The following is a 23,193-nucleotide window of genomic DNA, read 5'->3' as shown; positions in this document are numbered from 1 at the left end:
CCAGAAGGTTGCACTCCAGGAATGCAAACTACTTATGGAATCCAAAGTCACCAATAAGGCGAAAAAATATTCAAAAAGCTCCAGAGAATCATCCCTGAAGCACCTTTTATTCGCCATCAAGTTCTTCTATGAAGTTAAAATATGTACAGAATAAATCTTCCTTTCCATTCGTAAAGTAGCATGTCCGCTCAAATTGTACGCCGGCCTATTCAATTCGCCATTTTTATAGGTCACCTTGCTTTGAACATTTCCATTCTTGAAATAAAATGTTGCTGTTCCCTCCATCACATCATTTTTATAAAAAGACTTTGACATCATCTTTCCATTTTGATGATATCGAATGAGCTCACCCTCTTTTTTTACCTCTAACAAACATCGCTGTTGACTCCAGTTCCTTACCGTCATTGTAATAGCCGAGTTGCTTTCCTTCAGCAAGGCCATTTTTAACTCTATAATTCATATTATAACCGGAATCGTAAACTTTAGTAACATCATAGGAACGTCTGGATTCTGCTCCTTCGAACCTAAGAATGACACGCAGCCTTATTCCTCTTCCCCCAGCTCCACGCCTTGTTCCCAGGCGCGTTCGGCGTCGCATTTGGGGATTTCGCCATCTCCGCTGTAAACCGAATTATTTTCGTTCAGATCTACCAAAAATTCGGTTTCAAGGTCGTTCCGTTCATCTATGGAGAGCTTGTCGGCTTCTTCTTCACTTTCGGCACCTTTGTTCATCATGCGGGTATACACCGATTCATCCGTCTTGTAGATGTTGTGGAAGCCCTCGAATTCCACACTGAATGTTCTTGACTACATATTTAGACATAAGCAACTCCTTCTTGGATTCCTATACCAAATATAGGAGCAAACCTCCGTCCGTTGGATTCAATCCGACGCACCATCCCGCGCAATGGATTCGCCTTGGGATGCAATCCGACGCACTTTCCCGCGTAATGGATTTGCCTTGGGATGCAATCCGATGCACCATCCTGTGCAATGGATTTGCCTTGGGATGCAATCCGACACACTTTCCCGCGTAATGGATTTGCCTTGGGATGCAATCCGATGCACTTTCCCGCGCAATGGATTCGCCTTGGGATGCAATCCGACGCACCATCCCGCGTAATGAATTCGCCTTGGGATACAATCCGAGGCACTTTCCCGTTTTTGGGACACCCTTTTGGATGCAATCCAACGTACTTTCCCCACTTTTTAGCTGCTAATTTGAACAGCATTTATTGTAAATTTTACTCATTTGTTCAGTATCAAAAATCAGAAAAATGCATTTTTTTCTTCATTCATACGCCAAAATGGCCAGTTCATACGGAACACCCCCCAAAAATGTGGTTTTTGCGAAAACTTTTTTTGTACATTCTTTTGCAAGGAAATGTTCGAACAATTATCCTAAAAAAGACAAACAAACTTTCTTATATAAAGGATTAAAAATATAAACAAAATCAAAAGAATTAATTTCCATAGCATGCGCAACGAAGAAGTTCGCGCTTTCCACTACGAATGCCTGAAATACACCAAGTATCTTTCGTCCGACATCTTTTCAAACAACGTAGCCGCCTACGAAAATGTATTCCAGAAATATAGTGATGCGTTAAAGTTGAACGCTACCGAGAACTTCGAAACCACCAAGGATCTTGATATCAAGCGCACCGATATCTATGTGGCCTGCCGACGTATCGCCCTGGGGTTGCAGCAGTTCCCCAGCCAGGATCCGGTCATCCAGAACACAACGGCAAACATCGTTGAGTTCTTCAGCAAGGCTCCCACCATCCACAAAATTGCCCAGAATCAGACTAGCGGTATAATCAAGGGGATTGTGGAGAGTTGCTACGCCCTGGATTCCAACGCCCTGGAGGCTTGCGGTTTCAAGGTTTACCTGGATCAGCTTAAGGAAGCCAACGAGCGTTTCATCGAGGTTTCTGCCGAGCGCGCAGCCGCCTTGGGGAATCGCGAGACGGAGCTGGTCAAGCACACCCGCGAAGAGTTGAACGAAATTTTCGACCGCGTGTGCTCCGGCGCCGAAGGCCTTGGCGCATCAGGTAACGAAGACTGTCTGAACTTCGTCAACAACATCAACGGAATCATCGAACGATTCAGTTCCGTCTACAAGTTGCGTCAAACCCTCAAGCAAAACGCCAAGGAAAAAACAGAAGTAAAATCTGAAAACAAAACCGTGGTTGCCTCCGCAGTGAAAGCAGCCTAAACCCAAAACTAATTAAAGGAGTTCGCCCGGCCCATCAAAAAAATGGCCGGGCTTTTTTACACAACAAATTTCTTACAAAATCATAAAATATGTATAACCTACGATTATGTTTCTAGGTTAACACTTGTTTACCTGATGTTCATCCAAGGTATGCCATAGACAAATCGTCTATGGCATTTTCGGTTCGGCCAGATTAAGGGGGTTCTTTTTAGGGTAGATTATATATGGGCGAATTTTTGCCCGGGATACAATAAGGAGTTCTTGTGAAGCACAATTTCCAGAAAGCTTTTGTGGCGGGGCTTTCCGCCTTGGGTTTGGCCATGTTCATGGCCTGTAGCGACGATTCCACCCCTCATGCGGCCGACCCTGTGGTTGATCCCTCTGCCGGATTAGAGGAACAGCCGCAAAGCGGCATCAACCAGCCCGAAACCCCGGCAGACCAGTTTCCGGCCGAAAATCCCGACCCTAGCGAAAATACGGGCCCGGCAGAAAGCTCCGAATCCGGCGAAATTGCAGACCCGACCCCCACATCCAGCGAAATCGCAGAAATTTCAAGTTCTTCCGAAGAGGTTTCCAGCTCCAGCGAAGAGGAACCCGCCTCTTCCGAAACGGTTCCTGCCAAGCCTTCCTACGCATTCGGCTATGCCCTCAAGAACGCCCCCACCCCCAGTAAGGGTTGCGGCAGGGAAACCACCCTCAAGACCGACAAGTTGGTCGAAAATGGCGAGCATCATGTGGTCAACGTTAACGGTACCTACCGCGAATATTTTATCACCCTGCCCAAGAATTACGACAATACCAAGCCCTACAAGCTGCTGATCGCCCTCCACTGCTACGGCAGTTCCGCCGAGGACTTCGTCCACCACACACCGGACTACGACCACCCCACTCCCTATTACAGCCAGCAGGCCCAGGATACCGAGGGTAACTACATGTTCGCCTCGCTCCAGGCGGTAAATGGCCTGTGGAACCAGGGTCAGGCAGACCATGATTTCTTCGGTCAGGCCCTCACCACCATCGAAGACAACTACTGTATCGACACCAGCCGCGTGTTCATTACCGGTTTTAGTTTCGGAGCCATGTTCTCTTACTCCCTGATGCAGGACTACCAGGAACGTATCCGCGCCGCCGCCACCTATGCCGTGGCCGATTACAACATCTGGCTCCCCCAGGATGCGGGTACCGACAAGAACCTGCCCGTGGCCTGGATGAATGTTCACGGCCAGAACGACGACCGCTGCCTTTACGACAAGGCAAAGAACAGCGCCCTCCCCCGAATTTTAAAGAAAAATGGCAAGGCCTCCGACGGAGATAGCCAGTTTACCGACGCCAGCGGCGAAATCATGGCCGAAAACCAGGGCAGCACGGGCCACACCTGCCATGACTTTACCACGGTAGACGAACGATTCCCCGTAAAGTTCTGCAGCTGGCCCGGAAACCACCAGTGGACCGCCCACGACACCGGCAACATGGGTATCGGCTGGGGCTGGGAAGACACCTGGGTCCCCGAAGAGGTCCACAAGTTCTTCGAGCAGTTTTAATGACCGTCTAATTTGGAATGAAACTATATTACAATCCCAACAGCAATGCAAATCCTGATGACGAACTGAACGAAGATCAGCTGGACCAGGTTTCTGGCGGCGGAAAATTCGGCGGTTTGGATATTGCAGGTTCCCTCGGCGACGTCAGCAAGGACTTCAATAAGGGCAAAAACGGCGAACCGAAGTGTAATAGATTCTAATAATGGTGTAAATTTCTATAAAAGTAAGAAAAAAAGTGTTTTTTTCTGTACAAAAGAGTTATATATAGCGATAGAAATCTTAGACGCCATCATCAAGGAGAAAAAATGGCACGTAAAAAGGTTAATAACGACCTGGACAACGAACCGATCGTACCTAACGAAGACGTTGAGCTTGAAGAAAACTCCATCTTCGAAGAAGAAGAAGACGAATCCGAAGACAAGGGCATCGACGAGATCCTGGGTGGAGCAACCCTGGGCCGTGCCGCTGGTGACCTTGACGGCTGGGGCTCTTCTGAATACGAAGACAACTAAGCGCCAGGTTCTTATCGCTTAAAAGAAGCGTTCCTCCAGTGGAGGAACGCTCTTTTTTTATTCAGTCTTCCCTAGCCGGTCTAAGCCGGGCCGAGTCTAAGCCGGCCCTAAACCAGGCCAAGTCCGGCCCGCGAAAACGGCATAAAAAAAGAAAACCCTCGTTTTTCAACGAGGGTTTCCTTTAAGTTTTCTTAAGCTAGAAGCTTAAAATTACTTGGTGATGACCTTGGCCATTTCGCAAACCTTGTTGGAATAGCCCCATTCATTGTCGTACCAAGCGCAAACCTTCACGAAGGTCGGGTCGAGCTGGATGCCAGCCTTGACGTCGAAGATGGAGGTGCGAGCATCGTTGCGGAAGTCGGTAGAAACGAGAGCTTCGTCGGTGTAACCGAGGATGCCCTTCAGGCCGCCGTCGCAAACGCACTTTTCAGAAGCTTCCTTCATAGCAGCGCAGATTTCTTCGTAGGTAGCAGCAGTCTTGAGTTCTGCAGTCAGGTCAACGAAGGAAACGTCAGAGGTAGGAACGCGGAGGGACATACCAGTGAGCTTGCCGTTGAGCTGCGGGAGAACCTTACCAACAGCCTTTGCAGCGCCGGTGGAAGACGGGATGATGTTTTCGAGAATGCCACGGCCACCGCGCCAATCCTTCATGGAAGGACCGTCAACAGTCTTCTGAGTAGCAGTTGCAGCGTGAACGGTGGTCATGAGGCCACGGACGATGCCGAACTTTTCGTCGAGAACCTTGGAAATCGGAGCCAAGCAGTTGGTGGTGCAGGAAGCGTTAGAGATGATGTCCTGGCCAGCATAGGTGTTGTGGTTAACACCGTAGACGAACATCGGAGTAGCGTCCTTGGAAGGAGCAGACATGATAACCTTCTTGGCACCAGCCTGGATGTGCTTGCGAGCCAGTTCGTCGGTCAGGAAGAAACCGGTGGATTCAACAACGACGTCAGCCTGGAGAGCGCCCCAAGTGATGTTCAGAGGATCGCGTTCTGCGAAGATCTGGATCTTGTTGCCATCAACGATGAGGTAGTTCTTTTCGCCCTGTTCGAAGGAAACTTCGTGTTCGAACTTGCCGTGCACGGAGTCATACTTCAGCATGTATGCGAGGTAGTCGACAGTGAGGAGGTCGTTGATACCAACAACCTGGATGTCGTTAGAGAAGTTTTCCACAGCAGCGCGGAACACCATACGGCCGATACGACCGAAACCATTGATACCGAGTTTGAGAGCCATTATTGGATCCTTTTTTAGTAGTGAATTGTTTGCACCCCCTACAATAGGGAACGCTCAACTGACTCCAAATTTATTAAAATTGCGAAAGTTGAAAAGAGTCTTTTGAAAATTTTTTGCTTTTTATTGGCTTATGAATTTGAAAATTGCCCAAATGTTCCGTTTTGCCCCCCTTTTCGGGCTGTTTTTTCTGGTTTCCTGTGCCGGTAACGGTACTCCCCTGACCGAAAACACCCCCCAGTCCGCCCCCGAAGAGACTACCCAGGGTAGTTACGCCGACGATTATTTCGACGACGGCACCCCCACAGCCGCCTCGACCCTGAACAGCCAGGCAAAGTCCGCCCCCGCCGCTAAGAAATCAGCCCGTTCTGGCGCCATCGGTTCGGCCGGTTTCAATTTCAAGGTCAAGAACCCCGCAGACTGGGCCCTGATTAGCGGCCCCGAAGCCGGAGAATCCGGCGTACCCTACGAATTTTATAATGCTAGCACTGGGCGCCGTGCGGTCCTTATAGAAGTGGAACTCCCCCAGGGCGAACCTATGCGCCTGATGGACCGAGCCCAGGTAGAAATGCAGGCTTTCGAAAGTAGCGGAAAGAAGGCCACCCTGGCCGAAACCTACCCCGAAGAGGCTTTCGGGACTACCGGTGCCTTCTTTGACGTGGCCGGCAAGCGCTATGAAACCCCTTATGAGGCCGTAGGCTTTGTCACCGGCGGCGGCAACCATATTTATACTCTGACGCTGTCGGCTACCGACGATGTTCCGGCTCCCGGTGCCCTCAAGGAAGAATGGAAGGAATTCTTCGCCGACTTCCAGATGCTGGAGACCGCCCAGGAAACGGGCCCCGAGCTTTCTCCGGAGAACGTCCAGAGCTATCATTCCGACGCCCTGGGCTACGACTGGGCCGTAAAGGACACCCTCTGGCACCACTGGATGGGGATTTCCCGCCAGAACGAGGACCCGGACCTGGTTCTTTCTAACAAGGCCGAGGATGTTTCGCTGTTTGTGTACGGCGCCATGATTCCCCAGGACGAAGTGAGCCAGCAGGACCTGTTCAAGGTGCTTTTGGTGCGCCTTGGTGTGGATCCGGGGAACCCCACCCTGGACGTGCAGCGCCAGAAGATCAAGGATGCCGACGGCAATATCCTTTATGCCCAGGATTTTACCCTGACCCACACGGTGAACAAGTTCGACTTCTATTACACCGGTCGCTATATATATAATGAGGGTCGCGGGATTTTGATCGTCTCCTGGACCCAGGGGATAAATAAGGGCAAGTACAGCAAACTGATGGATCGAGCCGTAGAAGGCTTGACTATGGGAGCCGCTCCTGCCGCAGACGCCTCTGCCGAGGCCGCCAAGAAGCAGGCCAAGTTCAACGCCGCCATCATGAGCCAGGTGGGCCTGCTCCGCCTGCTTGAAAATCAGCCCCTGGTGGCCTTGAGTTACTTCGAGCGCGCCAACAAGATGGACCCCGAGGAACCCCTTTACCTGATCAACTGCGGTTTCGTGTACCAGATGAAGGAACTGTACGGCCCGGGTATCAGCCATTTTGAAAGCCAAAAGGAACTGGTCCGCAAGAACGGAAAGCTCCTGAGCATCCTGGGTGAAATGTACGAGGCACTGTTCGACTATGGCCGCGCCCGCGAATGTGCCGAAGGCGCCCTGCGCTACACTCCCAACAATCCTGAATATGTAATCAACCTGAGCGACGCCTTGTGGGGCCTGGGCCAGCGCAACCAGTCCCTGATTGTGGTGCAGCGTCTTTACGATACCCAGCCCAGCAGCCGTCTGGGTGTGTACCTGGCCAAGACTTACATGGGGCTTGACCAGTACGCCGAAGCGGTGGACGTTCTTTACGGTGTCCGCGGACGATTCGGCATGAGCGTGGAACTGGGAACCGCCTTGATGGACGCCCTCATGTTCCTGGGCCGCTACGAAGAGGCCCGCGCCATTAGCGAAGAGACTCTGGCCAAGGACCGCAACGATTATAAGATCTGGACCACCCAGGGTAAGATCCTTTTCTATTCCCGCAATTACCGCGAAGCCGAAAAGAGCCTGACCAAGGCCCTTTCCCTGCGCCCCGATAACGAAGATGCCAAGAGTTTCCTGTCGGCTACCAAGGCTTTCCTGGGCAAGGCTGACAACCGCACCCTGCAAAAGCCCATTACTCCGGTGGAAGACCGCACCTCTGACCTGAAGAAGCTGCTGCGCCCCGAAGCCAAGGCCGAAGCCGTAGATGGGGACTTCCCCGCCGTGGTCCATTACAACAAGCACGCCCTCAAGGCCGACAAGGGCGCAAGCGACAAGGGGTTCGCCTGGACCCGCACCGAAGAAATGCTCATGGAAATCCTGGATGTGCGCGGTGCCGCCATCTATCGTGAGTTCACCTTCGACTTCTTGCCCGGTTTTGACCGCATTTATATTAACGCCCTGGAAGTCTACGACAGCAACATGAAGCTGAAGCAGAAGGCCAGCCTGAACGGTGCCTATATTACCTATGCAACCGAAGTCGGTGGCGGCAACGAATCCCAGACGGCCCACTTCCCCCTGACGGACTTGGAACCGGGTGACTTCGTGTACATGCAGTACAGCCGAACCAACATAGAAAACAAGGGCATGATCCCCTACACCAACTTCATCAGTTCCAAGGATGTTCCCGTTGGTGAATCCGTATTCCGCATCTACGCCGACAAGGACCGCTTCGTTACCGAAGAATATGGTCCTCTCGAACGTCAGGAAATCAAGGGCGGCATGGAATGGAAGATCAACAGCCCCGTGGTGATCCGCAAGGAACTCTACATGCCTGTTTACCGCGACTTTGGCGCTGGTGTCATGCTCACCGGCAAGCAGGAATGGGCTTCTGTTGGCGAAGATTACCAGAACTTGATCAAGCATCAGTTCAAGCAGGCCGTTTCTGTTCGCGAAAAGGCTTTTGAAGTCAAGGGATCCAAGGCAAACGACAACGCCGTCAAGGCCATCGTCAACTTTGTGCGCCGCGATATCCGTTACCGCGACATTCGCTTCGGCGGACACAGCCTGATTCCGCAAACAGCAGAATCCACCCTCAAGCAGCACCGCGGCGACTGTAAGGACATGGCCCTCTTGCTTAAGGAAATGCTGCAGTCCATTGGCGTCAAGAGTTATCTGACCGCCATCCACCTGACGGAAGAAGGTTTTGAACAGCTGCCCACCATCCAGCAGTTCAACCACATGATTCTTTATATTCCCAAGCAGGGGAACATCAGCGAAATGTGGGTAGACGCTACCGACAAGACGGGTAACGACCGCCCCGTGCCCCTGGATATGGAAGGCAAGGTGGCCTTGATCATTGACGACGACAGCAGCCGCGTGGTAACGACGCCTATCCTCGAAGATAATCAGGAACATCAGATTTCTGTGGACCATCGTCTGTTCATAGGCAACGACGGCGCTTGCGAATTTCGCGACTCCGTGGCTCTGGCAGGCAAGTTCGGAAGCGTCATGCGTAACCGTTTCTATGGCCGCGACGTCAAGGAACAGGAAAAGCTGATGGAAGACTTCCTGGCCTCCGGTATTCCCGACGTAAGTATCGGAAATATCAAGATCGAGAATCTGACGGAGTTCAACAAGCCCCTGGTTCTTGTGGTGACTTACGCCTCCAAGGGTTACTTCGGACAGGGAGGTTCTGAACTGAAGGGAAGATTCCCCAACGTGTGGGAACGTAGTTTGTTCAAACTCCCCAAGGTGTCCAAGCGCCACCACCCCATCCGCATGCCTCATGAAACGCTGTTCAGCTACAGCCTGAATGTGAAGGCCGCCGGTGGCCGCGAAGTGGCCGTGAATGGCCCCAAGGCACTGACCCGCGCTCCCGACTACGTCAGCTACGAAAAGGGCTGCGCCGAAGGCACCAACGCCCAGAATTGCATCAAGTGGACTACCTTCGCCCTGTACGCCGACCCCAGCGAATACGAAAAGATTCGCGAGGAATGGACCTACCTGCTAAGCGAAACTAGCCCCATGATCATGGTGAAGTAACTAAAAGCTGTGTAGCACGGAATCAACCCGTGCTGTCATCACCGGCGCGGCAATAGCCCTCAGGTGATCGCGGTTGACTGCCATGGAATCTGGGTAATCGTGACCACCCATTTTATTTTCATCCATGAACTTATAATTGTCGTAAATATTCTCTAGATCCTGCAATTCCTTGAGAATTTTTTCGGAATCGCTACGACGAAGGCCATACCTTCCAAAGGCCCCCGTATTCTTGTAGCCAGGACTTTGCGGAAACACGACACCAACTACGTTAATTCCGCGATTGGCGGCCATTTCAATAATTTCAATTATGTTGTTGAAATTCATGACGTAGTCTTCGTGACGAAAATCAAAGAAATTGCTATCTACATCTACACCTGGATTATCCCCTTCCCAACCCAAATTAACATTTTCATTCTGCACGCCTCGATGAAAGGAGTGACGTTTCTGTTCATAAGAATTGTATACACAACTTTCCGTAGATTCCAGCAGTCCCTTGGGATAGCCGTCCTTCCAGAAATCATGATTAGCATCATATACAAATCCAGGATAGTTTTTATATTCCTCCCTAAAGAAATAATCCTCGACAAATCGTTCTGAACGATACCACAAGTCAATGTCCAGAGAAATAACGATATTCTTCAAGTTCGGTGAATGATTAAACAAATAGTTCTTAAGCAAGTACTTTGAAACGCCCGTGATATTGGGTACCGTAGACATGTTGATGGCAAAAATATCATCGCTAAAATACATTGGATCCACGCATGTTGAAGGACGGGACGAACCTAAAACCACTGTATTGATAGAATCCTTATAGCGCCAGAATATTTCCATCTTTGCTCGCAGCACTGCTGCGGCATCGCTGCCATTTTCTACATAGTAAACTCCCGCGCTATCCAAATCTAGTTTTGATTCCATTTCCGCTGTAGACATGGGTTTAATCCAAAAATCAGGATGCCACAGTTCATCGCCAGAAATCAAGGGTACGATAGACGAGTCCACAGGATTAATCAGGGCAATTCTCTGATGATTGCCATTATTATTCGTAAGCGTGGCAATAACTAGATTACGGTCGCCAACCCATTCAGTATGATCAAAAGTAAATCCCTCAGGAGACTTAACAGTCTGAATCAAATTTCCCGACAAATCTGCAATTAGGAGACGTTCATGTGTGCGGTATTTTTCACCAACAAATTCAACACCCGTACTTCCGGCAAAATCGAGAAAAAGAGTTCGATTGGAGCCATCCATCGACAACGAAACATTGCAAGCCTGATTTCCACCATACCATACGGAATCAAGAGTCTTTCCAGAATCGATTTTTCTGGATCTCAGCAGTTTTGAACCACTAACAGCAAAGGTTCCCTCAGAATTCACGCCACCGTTAAAGGCCCCATCAAAGATCTTTTGAGGGACGCCAAAGGATCCATTCCTAAAGGAGACCTTCCAGGTCGATGAAGCCTTCCAAGCATTTTCGTTTTCATTATTACCAGCGTCCGTTACATAAACGATGACAGTATCGCCATCGATGACACGCCACCTTGGAATCGCGGCCGATCTGACATCCAACTTTACAGCCTTTCCTGTCTCGTCGAGTGGACGCACATAAAGGTCGGACGTTCCAGAGACGCTTTCATACTTTGTACAAAATGCAACATACTTGCCATCAGGAGAAATCGTAGGATGATAAACATCCATGGAATCCGCAATCTCTGTCACAGTAAAATTTGCATTGTTGTAATCCACGTAATTTAAATGCCCCGACAGGTCATTTCTGAAAACCAGCTTCATGTTGAATGTACCCGTCAATTTTTTTAGGACAGAAAGAGAGGAAAGCTGATTGATTTTTGACATCACTACAGAGCCATTTGCGTTTGTCCAGACGGCATTGGGAATATTACCCAGAACAAGACGAAAGCCAACATAGTTATACTTATTTGCAGCAAGAACCGTATAGACATCGCCACGAGAAAACAAGCTCATATTTTCGGGAAGAGTGCTATAGTAACCGCCCTTTACAACGCGTTCACCAAGGTCGCCTCCATCACTTGCGCCAGCATAATTGACCAAGGTCGTATCCCTAAAATACCCCGACCAGTCGTTGACCCACTCCATAGCATTTCCTTCGAGGTCACACAGTGCAAAGCGATTTTTTTCTTTCGTGCAAACCGGATGTAATTTATGATTGGAATTTGTGCCATTCCAGCCATTGTCCGGATTCCAGGATGACGAAGCCGCATAAACCCACTCAGCTTCCGTAGGCAAGCGATAAGCTTGTACCGAGGCGTTAAAGACAAGTCCGTCCAGACCAACGCAACTACCGCTAGAATCAAATCGAGCCTGAGAATAGGTATAACTGGTATCTAGGTTTTCTGACTTGCTCTTGGCATTGGCAAATAAGACTGCATCAAAGTAGGTAACACCTACAACAGGCAGGGAGTCCCCTTTTTCAGGAACATTAGGCATCCATCCCATTATGGAGAAAAATTCCTGTTGGGTAACCTCATGTTCATCCATAAAGAAGTCGTACGAAAAAGCCACCTTCATTTCGGGGCGTTCCCTTGGGGGAACGTTTTCATCATTTGTGCCAAGAACAGTTTCTAAGCCCGAAGCTAGAACCTTAACCATCCCGGGGTAGGATTCCTGGGGCAAATTTTCAGGAGTTTCTATCTGAGAGGATGATCCCGAATCGGAACAAGCAAAGAACACCACAGAAAGAAATAGGCACAACAGCAAATGGGGCATATTTTAAAGTTAGTTTTTTTCCAGGAAAATAAGACAATATTTTCAACTTTTCTATCTTTATATTTACTATGAGTATTGCAATTCCCCAGCTGCCGAAAGGCACCCGCGATTTTTATCCTGAAGCACAGCGCATTCAGAACTATATCTTTGACACTTGGCGTAAAACCGCAGAAGAGTTCGCCTACGAAGAATACGAAGGCCCCATGTTTGAACACCTGGAGCTGTACACCGGAAAGTCCGGCGAAGAAATCGTAAGCCAGCTTTACAATTTCGTAGACAAGGGTGACCGCGAAATCGCCCTCCGCCCCGAAATGACTCCGACTCTCGCCCGTTTGGTGATCCAGAAGGCCCGCGAACTGAAGAAGCCCTTCAAGTGGTTCTCTATGCCTCGCCTGTTCCGTTACGAAAAGGCTCAGAAGGGTCGCCTTCGCGAATTCTTCCAGCTGAACATGGACATTATCGGTACCGAAAGCATTTATGCCGAAGCCGACCTGATGGCATCCATCGCCACCATGCTCCGCAAGTTTGGCCTGAAGGATGGGGAATTCGCCATTGGCGTTAGCTCCCGTAAGTTGCTGGCCACCTACCTGGACGAAATTGGCGCACCCAACCCGGCACAGGTCTACCCCGCCCTGGACCGCCGTCTGAAAATTGGTCCCGAAGCGTTTGCAAAGGCTTTGGCTGACGCTGGCCTCACAGAAGATCAGGTGGCAAAGCTTGACGCCTTCATGAGCTGCAAGTCCATCGAGGAAGTTGCAGCAGCAGTCCATAGCGAAGCCGCAACCGCAGCCCTTGACGAAATCAAGGACCTGTTCGCCACATTGGAAGCTGCCGGTTACGGCGAATGCGTGAACCTGGACCTTTCCATTGTTCGCGGTCTCGCCTACTACACAGGTATTGTGTTCGAAGTGTTCGACAAGGGTAAATCCATGCGCGCCATCGCAGGCGGCGGACGTTACGACAGCCTCACCGAAAAGCTGGGCGGCGACCGCATTCCGGGTGTCGGCTTCGGCATGGGCGACGTTGTGCTTGCAGACCTGCTCCGCGAACACAACCTGCTCCCCAGCCCCAAGCAGAGCGTAGACTTCTACATCGCAAGCTTCACCAACGACATGAAGAAGGTCTTTGAAGCAGCCCAGATTTTCCGCGCAAACGGAAATACGGTTTCCCACCCGCTCTCCTCCATGAAGATGGGCAAGCAGCTGGACCAGGCAAACTACCAGGGTGCAAAGATCGTTGTTTACGTTGACGGCGACAAGGCAGCCGCAGGCGAGTTCGAATACAAGGACCTCCGCGACGGCACCATGCACGTAGGCAACGTAGAAGCCATTAAAGCAGCACTGTAGCTTCGCAATTATGAATTATGAGTTATGAATTATGAGAAACCGCAAAAAAGCATTTGCCCACACGTTTTCTCTTTTTTCGTAATTCATTCTTCATTTTCTCGTACCTCGTAATTCATACCTCATACTTAACTACATGTCTCCTCTTAAAACCTTACTTAGCATCCTTAGCCTTTTCGTGGTCCTTGGCATTATTGCCATCGTTTACCCCGAAGGCGGAATTCATGTTGGCGATAAGACGCTCCGTTACCCCAAGCTGACGGACATTTTCGAGAAGGTTCCTGCCAAGGTCGAAGGCGACTCCTCTGCCGCCCAGGAAGATCCCGAAGCCGCCATCCAGGCCATGATGGAAGCAACCCGTCAAAAGGAATTCGCCGAATTCTCGGATTCTCTGAAGTTTTACGAGGACTTCTTCGAAAAGGGCAAGACCCGATTCGACCTGCCCAACAACGACGCCACCTGGTTCGACAGGTTCTTCTTGCATATGCAGTTGGCCGCCCTGGACAGCAACACCGTACACATCATTCACTACGGTGACTCCCAGCTAGAAGAAGACCGCATCTCTGCCACCATCCGCGAAGACCTGCAAGATGAATTCGGCGGTGCTGGCCCCGGCATGATGCCCGCCATGATGACCGTTCCTTCACAGACAACCAGCCACTCCAGTTCTGGCGCATTGGAACGTTTTATCTTGTTTGGACCCTCCGACGAAGAAGCGGACCACAGCCGTTACGGCCCCCTGGCACAGCTTTCTAAGCTAGATGGCGAAGCTTCCATTACCATCCAGAAGCGTAAGACTGGCCGCAAGAACGCATTCCCCCACGTTGGCGGTTACAAGAAGATCAAGTTGCTGGTGAACAAGAACGCCCGCATCAGAACAAAGCTGAACATCAGCCAGACTTTCGTAGACACCATCGTCAACGCCGACAGCACCATCAAGGAAAAGCGTTATTCCAAGATTGTGGAGATGCAGGCTCCCGCCATCGAAAAGTTCAACAAGCTGGCCGTGTACACCTGGAAACTCCCCGATACAACTTCCCTGGCCAAGCTCTACATTTCTGGTTCTGCAGAAATCTACGCCATATCTGCCGAAGGTTCTTATGGTGTGAACGTAGACAACGTAGCCATGCGCGGAAGCTCGGGTACAATATTCCACCGCATCGACAACGAACTGCTGGCCGAAAGCTACAAGGCCATGAACGCCCGCCTGATCATTATGGAATACGGTGGCAACATGGTTCCCGGCATGGGCTCCAAGACGGTTGAATGGTTGAAGAAGGTCATCACCCGCCAGATCCAGGCCATCCAGAAGGCCAATCCCGACGCCGACATTCTCTTTATCGGTCCTGCAGACATGGCCCGCCAGCAAGACGGAGAATGGCAGACTTACCCGGGCCTTGCCATTACCATCAAGACCCTCCGGGAAATCGCCCTGGAAAACGGTGTTGCCTACTGGGACATGCATCGCGTTATGGGAGGAAACGGATCCATGATGAAGTGGGTTCAGAAGGAACCGGCCCTGGGCTTTACCGACCACATTCACTTTACGCGCCGCGGCGCCGCCTATATGGGTGACCTGTTCTGTGCCGCACTGCGCATGCACTACGATTACTTCCAGTTCCGCGAACGCCATCACATTACCGATGAAAAGCTGAAGGACATTCATAAGTATGCCGACGGCGTGAAGGAAGAAAAGAAGAGAGCAAGAGCTGCCGCCAAGGCAGCTAAGGCTGCAAAGGCAAAGGCCGCCAAGGAAAAATCTTCCAAAGAAAAGGCTGCCACCAAGGGGAAAAAGTGATTCGCATATTCTTTACTTTACTTATAGTGTTAGCTGGTTTTACCTGCGGATTTTCAAAAGATCTGCCGATCGCCCCGGGTAGTTACCACATTGATTTTAGCAAGTACAGCTTCATCGATTCCACCTTGAACGTGATTCAGTTCCCCAAGGGGAACGCCAGTTTCGAACCGTTCTTCAAGAAGCTGGACACCCTGGTTTTCGAGAACCGCGGTCAGGTAAAGATCCTGCATATCGGCGGCTCCCATTTACAGGCCGACGTTATTTCTGGGCGCATCCGCGAACATCTGATCAAGGAATATCCCGGCGCCAGTGCAGGCCGCGGTTTCGTGTTCCCCTACTCCGCCGCAAAGACCAACACCCCTTCGACCTACGGCAGCGCCTACAAGGGCATCTGGAATCGCAATCGTAACATCCAGAAAGAAATCACCCGCCCGCTGGGTCTCCTGGGTATCGCCGTAAGCACCAGCGACCCCCGCGCAGAAATCAGCATCTTGCTGGACAAGTACAACAGCGAACCCATGTGGGGCGAAACCCGCCTGCGTCTGTTCGGCTACAGCGACAACAACGATGTGGTCCCCGTGCTCCGCGTCGACACCACTGACATCTATGGCGTCCAGGACACCGCAAGCCAGAGCTACGTGTTCACTTGCCCCCGCCCCATCGACACCATCCAGATTCAGTTCCGCTGGATGGATAGCCTGCAGCAGGCCGCCATCGCCAAGTTCATTACCGACTCCCTGTATCAGGATTCTATCGCCCGCGCTTCCGCCGACACCACCCAGAAGGATTCCGCAATCGCTTCTAGCGCATCGGCACAGCCGGCAGCAAACGTACCCGCCAACGTGGCACTGATCGCTCCCGACGCCCCCAGCGATTCCATGTTCCAGGGGGACTGCGACCTGCTGGATACCGCCTGCATGGCCAAGGCCGAAACAGTCGCCGCCAGCATGAGCAACAGCGAAGGTTTGCGCAAGTGTTCCGACGCCATCCAGGCTGCAGCCGCAGCCAACGAAGATTCCTCGAACGCCGTCAACGTCCACTGCATTCCCGACGACGAAATCATTCCCGATTCCGTCAAGAAGAATGCACGCCCCAACTTCACCTTGACCGGCATCCTTACCGAAACCGACAATCCGGGAATCACCTACACTGGCGTAGGCATCAACGGCGCCCGCGTCCACGACTACTTCGAAGAAGTCTGCCCCCTGCTGGAACGTCAGATGGAATTCTACAAGCCCGACCTGGTGATTTTCGCCATCGGCATCAACGACGCCAACGTAGAACATTTTAACGACAAGCTGTTCATCGAGGAATACGGCAAGCTCCTGGCCCGCATCAAGCGCGTGTCCCCCAATGCAGCAGTCATTTTCGAGACTAACAACGATATGTACCGCAAGGTGAAAAAGAAGCGCTACGTGCAGCACCCCAATGGCGATGTAGCCCGCAAGGCCTTCTTTACCCTGGCAGAAAAGTACAAGGCCGGTGTATGGGATAAGTTCAGCCTCATGGGTGGTTTGGGCTCCATGTCCAAGTGGGAAAAGGCTGACCTTGCAAAATCCGACAAGGTCCACTTCAAGCTGGCAGGCTACAACCTGCTGGGAGACCTTTTCTACAAGGCCCTGATCAACGCCTACCAGGAACACATCGCAAACTTGCCCGCCCAGGAACCCTAACGAATTACTGAACGATGCTTGACTACGTTATTCCCTACTTAACCCGCACCTTCTCTTTCGACCCCAACAGCCCCCTGCTGTTTACCCAGTTCTATTTCTGGGGATTCTTCGCAGTGGTCTTTGCCATTTTGACTCTAGTTCACAAGCGCATACTTTTACGCAACGCCTTCCTGTTTGCCACAAGTATGTTCTTCTACTATAAGACCAGCGGCAGTTATGTTTGCATTCTCGCCTTCTGCGTCGTGGCCAACTTCTTTATAGGCAAGTGGATCGAATCTACAGAAACCCAGTGGAAAAAGAAAGTCTGGATGGTCCTGGTAGTGATTATCGACTTGCTGGTGCTGAGCTATTACAAGTATGCCTACTTCTTCCTGGATGTAATCTACGACATTTTCGGCATCGAACTTCACGTCTATAACTTCTTTGCCGCTGCAAGTAACGCCATGTTCGGCACCAATTCCCTGGTAGACCGAATCATCTTGCCTGTGGGTATTTCCTTCTTCACCTTCCAGGCCATCAGCTACTGCGTCGATATTTACCGCGGGAAGATCAAGGCCGTATCCAACATCCTGGATTTCGGATTCTACCTGACCTTCTTCCCCCAGTTGGTGGCAGGCCCCATCGTCCGCGCCGACAAGTTCGTCCCCCAGCTCTATAGAAAGTTCTTCTTGACCCGCACTGCCTTCGGTATTGCCGTATTCTGGATTCTGAACGGCCTTGCCAAGAAGATCATCCTGAGCGACTACCTGGCCACAAACTTCGTGGACCGCGTTTTCGATACGCCGCTGCTTTTTACGGGCTTCGAAAATCTGATTGCCCTGTTTGCCTATTCCCTCCAGGTTTATGCCGACTTCTCGGGCTATACCGATATCGCCATTGGCGTGGCCCAGCTCATGGGTTTCCGCCTGCCCCAGAACTTCAACTCCCCCTACAAGGCAATCTCCCCCACAGAATTCTGGCGCCGCTGGCACATGAGTCTTTCTAGCTGGCTCCGCGACTACCTTTACATTCCCCTGGGCGGCAACCGCGGCGCAAGTTTCGGCACCTATTTCTGGATTGCCTTTATCGCCCTCACCGCCATCCTGCTTTCGGGTAGCGTCTGGGTGGGACTGGGAATCGGCCTGTTCTTTGTCTACATCGCCCTGTACGCCTATTTTAAGCCGGAATCCCGCAAGTTCATTACCACCAACATGAACGCCATGACCACTCAGATCATGGGCGGTCTGTGGCACGGTGCCAGCTGGAACTTCATTATCTGGGGCGGCCTTAACGGTTTCGGCCAGGTATTCAACAAGATCTGGGTCAAGCGCAGCCTCAAGTTCCGCGCCTTCGCCTCCTTTATCCTGTTTGCGGTCTCGGCCATCATTTTCAAGCGGGAACATATCGCCATTTTCGCCATTTCTGCCGTCTGGTTTGGCGTTATCTTCTTCGGCATCTACGCCGTCATGATTTTCCGCCTGTTCAGCGACAGGACCTTCGGCTGGCTCCATACCGCCTGGAACGTCACCCTGACCTTCGTGTTCATTACCTTTACCCGTCTGTTCTTCCGCGCCGGTTCCAACCTGGACCCCGCCGAAGCCAACGAAGTGGCATGGAACACCGCCAAGAACATGGTGCAGCAGATGGGTACCGCCTGGAAGCTGGAAACCATTCCGGCCATCGCCTGGGAACACATGAACATTATCTTGGTGTTCATTGCCGGTATGCTGATCCACTGGATCCCCAAAAAATACAAGAGATGGTACCGCCTGAACTTCGCCATGCTCCCCATCCCGGTCATGGTCTTGGCAACGGCCCTTATCATCTTCGTGATCTACCAGTTCATGAGCGCAGACTCCTGCCCCTTCATCTACTTCCAGTTCTAGCGATTTTCATTTAAGCAAAATCACACTTTGAGTCAAAAACACCGCTATTTGTGGTGTTTTTTCCGTTTTACGCGTCAAAGAACCATTTTTCTTACAATAAAAAGTTATTTTACAACCGATGAGTTTCCAGTATCAGATATGCGGTCTAATTATAATAGTGTTGATCCATGTGATCTACTCTACTCATAAGCGTCTGATGCTCCGTAGCGAAAGGGTGTTCAGTAGGGCACTTCGCATTACTACGGGAATGCTGATTCTCGACATTTTGAAGGTCTTAGCCATCCAGAATATGGATACTCTACCCCTGAACATGATCAAGGGCATGAGTAAAATCTACGAAGGGTCCATCATCCTCTGCTCGGGGACCGTGCTGATCTACCTGATGGCCAACATTCTCAAGAAAGAAGCCTATAACGACCTGAACAAGACGACCCTGGCCGTACTTCTGGCCGAAATCGTTCTAGCAGCCGTTCATACCACCCATATCGACCCCCGTGGATTTTCTTACGGACCGGCCATTAACGTGGGCTATGTCATTGTGGGCGTAAACTTCCTGGTCACCCTGTTTTTCCTGATCAAGAATATCGAAAAAGTGGAACGTCGTAGACGTTTTGGGATCCTGCTCTGGATTGCCATGTGGGTGGCCCTAGTCCTAACTCAGCGTTACGTTCCCCATATCATGCTTTCTAGCCTGGCCGTTGCGTTGGGCGTGTTGATCTTGTTCGTCTTGCTCGAAAAGCCGGAATCTAAGCTGGACAAGGAATATGGCTGTTTCAACTATTTCGCCTTGCTGAACTACCTGGACGAAATGCTGGAAATCAAGGCCCCCATCCACCTGATGTCCGTTTCATTGAAATCTTCAGGAACATTGACTGGTGCCGCCCTGTACAAGGAAGCCTCCCACGCCCTCAGCGTCATGGAACGCATACCCGGCGTATGGGTTTTTAGAGGCATCGGCCAGGATTTTATTGCCATCGCCAGGACCAAGGAAGCCATTGACGACCTAGGCAAGGAACTGGAACGAGAAGCAGCCCTGATTCCCTACATTTCTAAACTGGCCCGATTTGTGCGCAGCGACAACTGCTCCATATTCAACAATGCCGTAGAAGTTCTGAGTTTCTTGAGTTTCGCCAAGACCTGCGACAACGAAAAGAGCCGAATTTTTACCACCAACGACAGTTTGGTTGAAGCTTATCATAACCGCAAGCAGCTTGAAATAGAACTGAATAACGCCCTGATCGAGAACCGCATCGAGACGTTCATTCAGCCCATCTATTCTGTTCACGACAAGCGAATTTCTTCTGGCGAGGCCTTGGCCCGAATCCGCACCCGCGACGGAAAGATCCTGATGCCCAGCGATTTCATTCCCGTTGCCGAACAGAACGGTTCCATTTCGGAACTGGGCTACAAGATTTTTGAACAGACCTGCGAATTCATCTCGAAGAACATGGACCTGTTGGATTACATCGAAATCAACCTGTCGGTGGTCCAGTGCGAAGATGAAGGCTTGTCTCAGAAGTTGATCGAGATTATGGACCGCTACCACGTTCCGCCCCAGAAGATCAACCTGGAAATTACCGAAACGGCCTCCATCGTGACCAAGCAGAAATTGCTGAAGAACATGGAACGTATGCTGGAACATGGCGTCACCTTCTCCTTGGATGACTTCGGAAAGGGCGAATCTAACCTGATGTACATGGTGGATATGCCGGTTTCCATTGTGAAGCTGGACTTCGACATGAGCAAGTCCTACTTCAAGAATGACAAGGCCAAGTATGTGGTGAACGCCGTAGAAGGAATGTCTCACGGTTTGAACATGAAGCTGGTGGCCGAAGGTATCGAGACCGAAGAAGAACTGCGCGCCATGGAAAAGCAACGCGTGGACTACATTCAGGGTTACTACTTCTCTAGGCCCCTGCCCCAGGATGAGTTTGTAGATTTCGTGCAGAACTACAACGCTAACAGGGATATGGAAGCCGGAAACGAAAAGGAAGATCCCATCGAGAAGTTTAGACCCGCATAAGGGTACTGCAAATTTTATATTTGTAGTGATGAATTCCTCCGAAAATAAAAGCCCAGAATCCAATCTGGAAAAGCGCCTGAAACGTCAGGTCATTGGCAAGCCCCACCGCTTTATGGCCGTGGTGCCTCTGGGATTTGAAGGGACTTTGGTGGAGGAGTTGAAGTACATCGGAGTGGAGTGCGTCCAGGATTGCACCGCTAATGGGAACTGCGCCGCAGGTATCAAGGTCGCGGGCGACGGCAAGGTGGAATTCACCGCAAAGATTACCGAAGCCTGGAAGGCCGTAGCCTACAGCCGCATCGCCAACCGAGTCCTCATGGAAATCGCCACCTTCAAGGCCGAGAACTTCGGACAGCTGGAAAAAGGCGTAGCAGCAGTGCCCTGGGAACTTTATTTAGGCGAGATGGGCGTTGTCATCCACGTCACTTGCAGGCATTCTCGCCTGTACCATAGCGACGCTGTCGAAGAACGCATCCGCAAAAACATCACCCCCACAGATCACGCTAGCGCGCCCCAGCACTTGTACGTCAACCTGCAAGACGACCGTTGCACACTCTGGCTAGACCTAGCCGGCGAAGAACTTTACAAACGCGGCCACGAACGCTTTGTGGCAGAAGCCCCGCTGAAGGAAACCATAGCCGCCGCCATGATTTTTGAATCCGCAAAAATCGCGAGCACCAATACCCCCAAAAGCACCGAAGGTGCGACCCCACACCTCAAAGCGAGCGACGCGAGCGCCCTCATAACCTTTATTGACCCCATGGCCGGCAGCGGCACCTTCTCTCTCGAAGCCGCCTACATCGCAAACGGCCTCATTCCTGGGAAATGTAGGGACTTTGCCTTGAAGCACCAACCCGCCTTTAAAGAAGGCACCTGGAACTTTATCCTAAAAGGACGTCATTCTGAAACAGCAGCGCCCTTACGTCATTCTGAGGAGCGGAGCGACGAAGAATCCACAACGAACCTTCTATCGATTATTACCTCCGACATTTCGGAACGCCCCGTCAGCATCATCAAGCATAATGTAGAATGCAGCCCGCTGGCAGAAATTGCGAAAACAAATCCCGACGCGGTTACCATCAACCCACAGCTGAAAGATTTCTTCAGCTACACCATAGAAGATTTTCAGAAAGCGTCGAGCGAATCCGCCCGCAACATCATCATCCTGCTAAACCCGCCCTACGGCAAGCGCCTGGCATTTGACGCCCCAAAACTTTATTCCCAAATCGGTAAAAAGTTAAACGAATGGAGCCGCGACGCCCACCCCCGCGGCATCAACTTGACCGTAGCCATCCTCGCCCCCAAAGACGATACCCGCGGCGGCGCCCATTACACCTGCACAGAAAACCTGCTGAAAGCCTGCCCTGCCCTAAACCCAAGCAACAATCCCGAGGCAAAGCTCATCGAGACAAGTCACGGCGGCTTCAGCCTAAACGCAATCTTTGCAAGAATCTAACAAGCGTCCCAGCCTTTCAAATTAAATCTATTGACAAATACACATATACTTTTGTATATTATCAATTGATGACAGGGTGGCAGGCCAGCCCACCTAAGATAAAAAAGAACGGCCATTGGATGACAGGGTGGCAGGCCAGCCCACCTAAGACAAAAAAGAACGGCCATTGGATGAATATCCGCGTTTTGTATATCCTACAGAACGCGGATTTTTTTTGTTTAAGGAAAAATAAATGAACGAAGTAAAAACTGTTGTCCTGAAAAAAGACTTCTACGAGAAACACAAAGAACACAAGGAAATCCTTTCCGACAAGGACGGGCGCCCCTACCTTACCTTAGTTATTGAATGCAAGGATAAAATGTTTGCCATACCATTTAGAACAAATCTCAAACATAAATTTGCGTTTTATTTCTACACTTCCCAAAGAAAAGATGAGGAACAAAAGGGACTGCCTGGTATTGATTATACAAAGGCCGTAGTCATTCAAGAATCAGACATTGAACGAAACAGCGCTGTTGATAAAAAAGAATGGCTAGAATTAAAGAGAAATATCAATACAATCATCCGTGAATTCCAGGAATATGTCCAAGCATTCAAACATAGCCTTGAAAACGGTGATTTCGGCGTAAGGCCGGTCTTTAAATATTCAGCATTACAGTATTTCATTCCAGAGATTAAAGATTTTTAGAAACTCACTGGATTCTTCGCCCCTGGGGCTCAGAATGACAATCGAGAAATATCGCGATATACTATATTTTCCTCGTTCAAATTTTATAG

16 protein-coding genes are annotated in these 23,193 nt (G+C 50.7%); 12 read left to right on the top strand and 4 right to left on the bottom strand.

What is annotated here, in order from left to right:
* Window positions 1-126 precede the first annotated feature (126 nt).
* Window positions 127-441 carry a toxin-antitoxin system YwqK family antitoxin gene (locus BUB38_RS11415; RefSeq protein WP_073160664.1) on the bottom strand — a complete coding sequence of 105 codons (315 nt, stop codon included), beginning with the start codon at window positions 439-441 and terminating at the stop codon, window positions 127-129.
* Between the two features lie 102 nt (window positions 442-543).
* Window positions 544-792, bottom strand: coding sequence for a hypothetical protein (locus tag BUB38_RS11410; protein ID WP_073160662.1), 249 nt, complete (start codon window positions 790-792; stop codon window positions 544-546).
* Between the two features lie 685 nt (window positions 793-1,477).
* Between BUB38_RS11410 and BUB38_RS11400 the strand changes: the two genes are divergently transcribed.
* The 4 genes from BUB38_RS11400 to BUB38_RS11385 all read left to right on the top strand — a co-directional run bounded on the left by BUB38_RS11400 (window position 1,478) and on the right by BUB38_RS11385 (window position 4,268).
* Window positions 1,478-2,215, top strand: coding sequence for a DUF6261 family protein (locus BUB38_RS11400; RefSeq protein ID WP_073160659.1), 738 nt, complete (start codon window positions 1,478-1,480; stop codon window positions 2,213-2,215).
* A 263-nt stretch (window positions 2,216-2,478) separates the two neighbouring features.
* Complete coding sequence (locus tag BUB38_RS11395; RefSeq protein WP_254794945.1) at window positions 2,479-3,756, top strand: CE1 family esterase; 1,278 nt, start codon at window positions 2,479-2,481, stop codon at window positions 3,754-3,756.
* A 17-nt stretch (window positions 3,757-3,773) separates the two neighbouring features.
* Entirely contained in the window at window positions 3,774-3,956 is a 183-nt protein-coding gene (locus BUB38_RS11390) for a hypothetical protein (protein WP_073160657.1), read from the top strand.
* A gap of 105 nt (window positions 3,957-4,061) precedes the next feature.
* Complete coding sequence (locus BUB38_RS11385) at window positions 4,062-4,268, top strand: hypothetical protein (RefSeq protein WP_073160655.1); 207 nt, start codon at window positions 4,062-4,064, stop codon at window positions 4,266-4,268.
* 210 nt (window positions 4,269-4,478) lie between these two features.
* Here BUB38_RS11385 and gap read toward each other — a convergent pair whose 3' ends face one another.
* Window positions 4,479-5,504 carry a type I glyceraldehyde-3-phosphate dehydrogenase gene (gap, locus tag BUB38_RS11380; RefSeq protein WP_073160653.1) on the bottom strand — a complete coding sequence of 342 codons (1,026 nt, stop codon included), beginning with the start codon at window positions 5,502-5,504 and terminating at the stop codon, window positions 4,479-4,481.
* Between the two features lie 130 nt (window positions 5,505-5,634).
* On the opposite strand from gap, the gene BUB38_RS11375 reads away from it, so the two are divergent.
* Window positions 5,635-9,516, top strand: a complete 3,882-nt coding sequence (locus BUB38_RS11375; protein ID WP_073160651.1) for a DUF3857 domain-containing protein — start codon at window positions 5,635-5,637, stop codon at window positions 9,514-9,516.
* Here the strand turns inward: BUB38_RS11375 and BUB38_RS11370 are convergent, their stop codons facing one another.
* Window positions 9,517-12,258 (bottom strand): TIGR02171 family lipoprotein, encoded by a 2,742-nt coding sequence (locus BUB38_RS11370; RefSeq protein ID WP_073160649.1) that lies wholly within the window; start codon window positions 12,256-12,258, stop codon window positions 9,517-9,519.
* Between the two features lie 68 nt (window positions 12,259-12,326).
* On the opposite strand from BUB38_RS11370, the gene hisS reads away from it, so the two are divergent.
* From hisS to tenpIN, 7 genes are all read left to right on the top strand, one after another.
* Window positions 12,327-13,604, top strand: a complete 1,278-nt coding sequence (hisS, locus tag BUB38_RS11365; protein WP_073160647.1) for a histidine--tRNA ligase — start codon at window positions 12,327-12,329, stop codon at window positions 13,602-13,604.
* 133 nt (window positions 13,605-13,737) lie between these two features.
* Window positions 13,738-15,399 (top strand): SGNH/GDSL hydrolase family protein, encoded by a 1,662-nt coding sequence (locus BUB38_RS11360; protein ID WP_139258425.1) that lies wholly within the window; start codon window positions 13,738-13,740, stop codon window positions 15,397-15,399.
* A 26-nt stretch (window positions 15,400-15,425) separates the two neighbouring features.
* Window positions 15,426-17,072, top strand: a complete 1,647-nt coding sequence (locus tag BUB38_RS11355) for a GDSL-type esterase/lipase family protein (protein WP_073160643.1) — start codon at window positions 15,426-15,428, stop codon at window positions 17,070-17,072.
* A gap of 14 nt (window positions 17,073-17,086) precedes the next feature.
* Complete coding sequence (locus BUB38_RS11350; RefSeq protein ID WP_073160641.1) at window positions 17,087-18,937, top strand: MBOAT family O-acyltransferase; 1,851 nt, start codon at window positions 17,087-17,089, stop codon at window positions 18,935-18,937.
* A 169-nt stretch (window positions 18,938-19,106) separates the two neighbouring features.
* The gene (locus tag BUB38_RS11345) at window positions 19,107-20,960 is read left to right on the top strand and encodes an EAL domain-containing protein (RefSeq protein WP_175547680.1); all 1,854 of its coding nucleotides are present in this window, start codon (window positions 19,107-19,109) and stop codon (window positions 20,958-20,960) included.
* 28 nt (window positions 20,961-20,988) lie between these two features.
* The gene (locus tag BUB38_RS11340) at window positions 20,989-22,416 is read left to right on the top strand and encodes a THUMP domain-containing class I SAM-dependent RNA methyltransferase (RefSeq protein ID WP_073160637.1); all 1,428 of its coding nucleotides are present in this window, start codon (window positions 20,989-20,991) and stop codon (window positions 22,414-22,416) included.
* A gap of 232 nt (window positions 22,417-22,648) precedes the next feature.
* Window positions 22,649-23,104, top strand: coding sequence for a type III toxin-antitoxin system TenpIN family toxin (tenpIN, locus tag BUB38_RS11335; protein ID WP_073160635.1), 456 nt, complete (start codon window positions 22,649-22,651; stop codon window positions 23,102-23,104).
* Window positions 23,105-23,193 lie beyond the last annotated feature (89 nt).

It is taken from the genome of Fibrobacter sp. UWH5 (assembly GCF_900142505.1).
Taxonomy (GTDB): domain Bacteria; phylum Fibrobacterota; class Fibrobacteria; order Fibrobacterales; family Fibrobacteraceae; genus Fibrobacter.
Note: the sequence above shows the minus strand (reverse complement) of the source record. Positions and strands in the feature narration are given on the sequence as shown.

Coding starts and splice junctions, on each gene's coding strand:
- BUB38_RS11415 (WP_073160664.1), bottom strand. CDS start 441: ATGGCCTTGCTGAAGGAAAGCAACTCGGCTATTACAATGACGGTAAGG.
- BUB38_RS11400 (WP_073160659.1), top strand. CDS start 1,478: ATGCGCAACGAAGAAGTTCGCGCTTTCCACTACGAATGCCTGAAATAC.
- BUB38_RS11390 (WP_073160657.1), top strand. CDS start 3,774: ATGAAACTATATTACAATCCCAACAGCAATGCAAATCCTGATGACGAA.
- BUB38_RS11385 (WP_073160655.1), top strand. CDS start 4,062: ATGGCACGTAAAAAGGTTAATAACGACCTGGACAACGAACCGATCGTA.
- gap (WP_073160653.1), bottom strand. CDS start 5,504: ATGGCTCTCAAACTCGGTATCAATGGTTTCGGTCGTATCGGCCGTATG.
- BUB38_RS11375 (WP_073160651.1), top strand. CDS start 5,635: ATGAATTTGAAAATTGCCCAAATGTTCCGTTTTGCCCCCCTTTTCGGG.
- BUB38_RS11370 (WP_073160649.1), bottom strand. CDS start 12,258: ATGCCCCATTTGCTGTTGTGCCTATTTCTTTCTGTGGTGTTCTTTGCT.
- hisS (WP_073160647.1), top strand. CDS start 12,327: ATGAGTATTGCAATTCCCCAGCTGCCGAAAGGCACCCGCGATTTTTAT.
- BUB38_RS11360 (WP_139258425.1), top strand. CDS start 13,738: ATGTCTCCTCTTAAAACCTTACTTAGCATCCTTAGCCTTTTCGTGGTC.
- BUB38_RS11350 (WP_073160641.1), top strand. CDS start 17,087: ATGCTTGACTACGTTATTCCCTACTTAACCCGCACCTTCTCTTTCGAC.
- BUB38_RS11340 (WP_073160637.1), top strand. CDS start 20,989: ATGAATTCCTCCGAAAATAAAAGCCCAGAATCCAATCTGGAAAAGCGC.
- tenpIN (WP_073160635.1), top strand. CDS start 22,649: ATGAACGAAGTAAAAACTGTTGTCCTGAAAAAAGACTTCTACGAGAAA.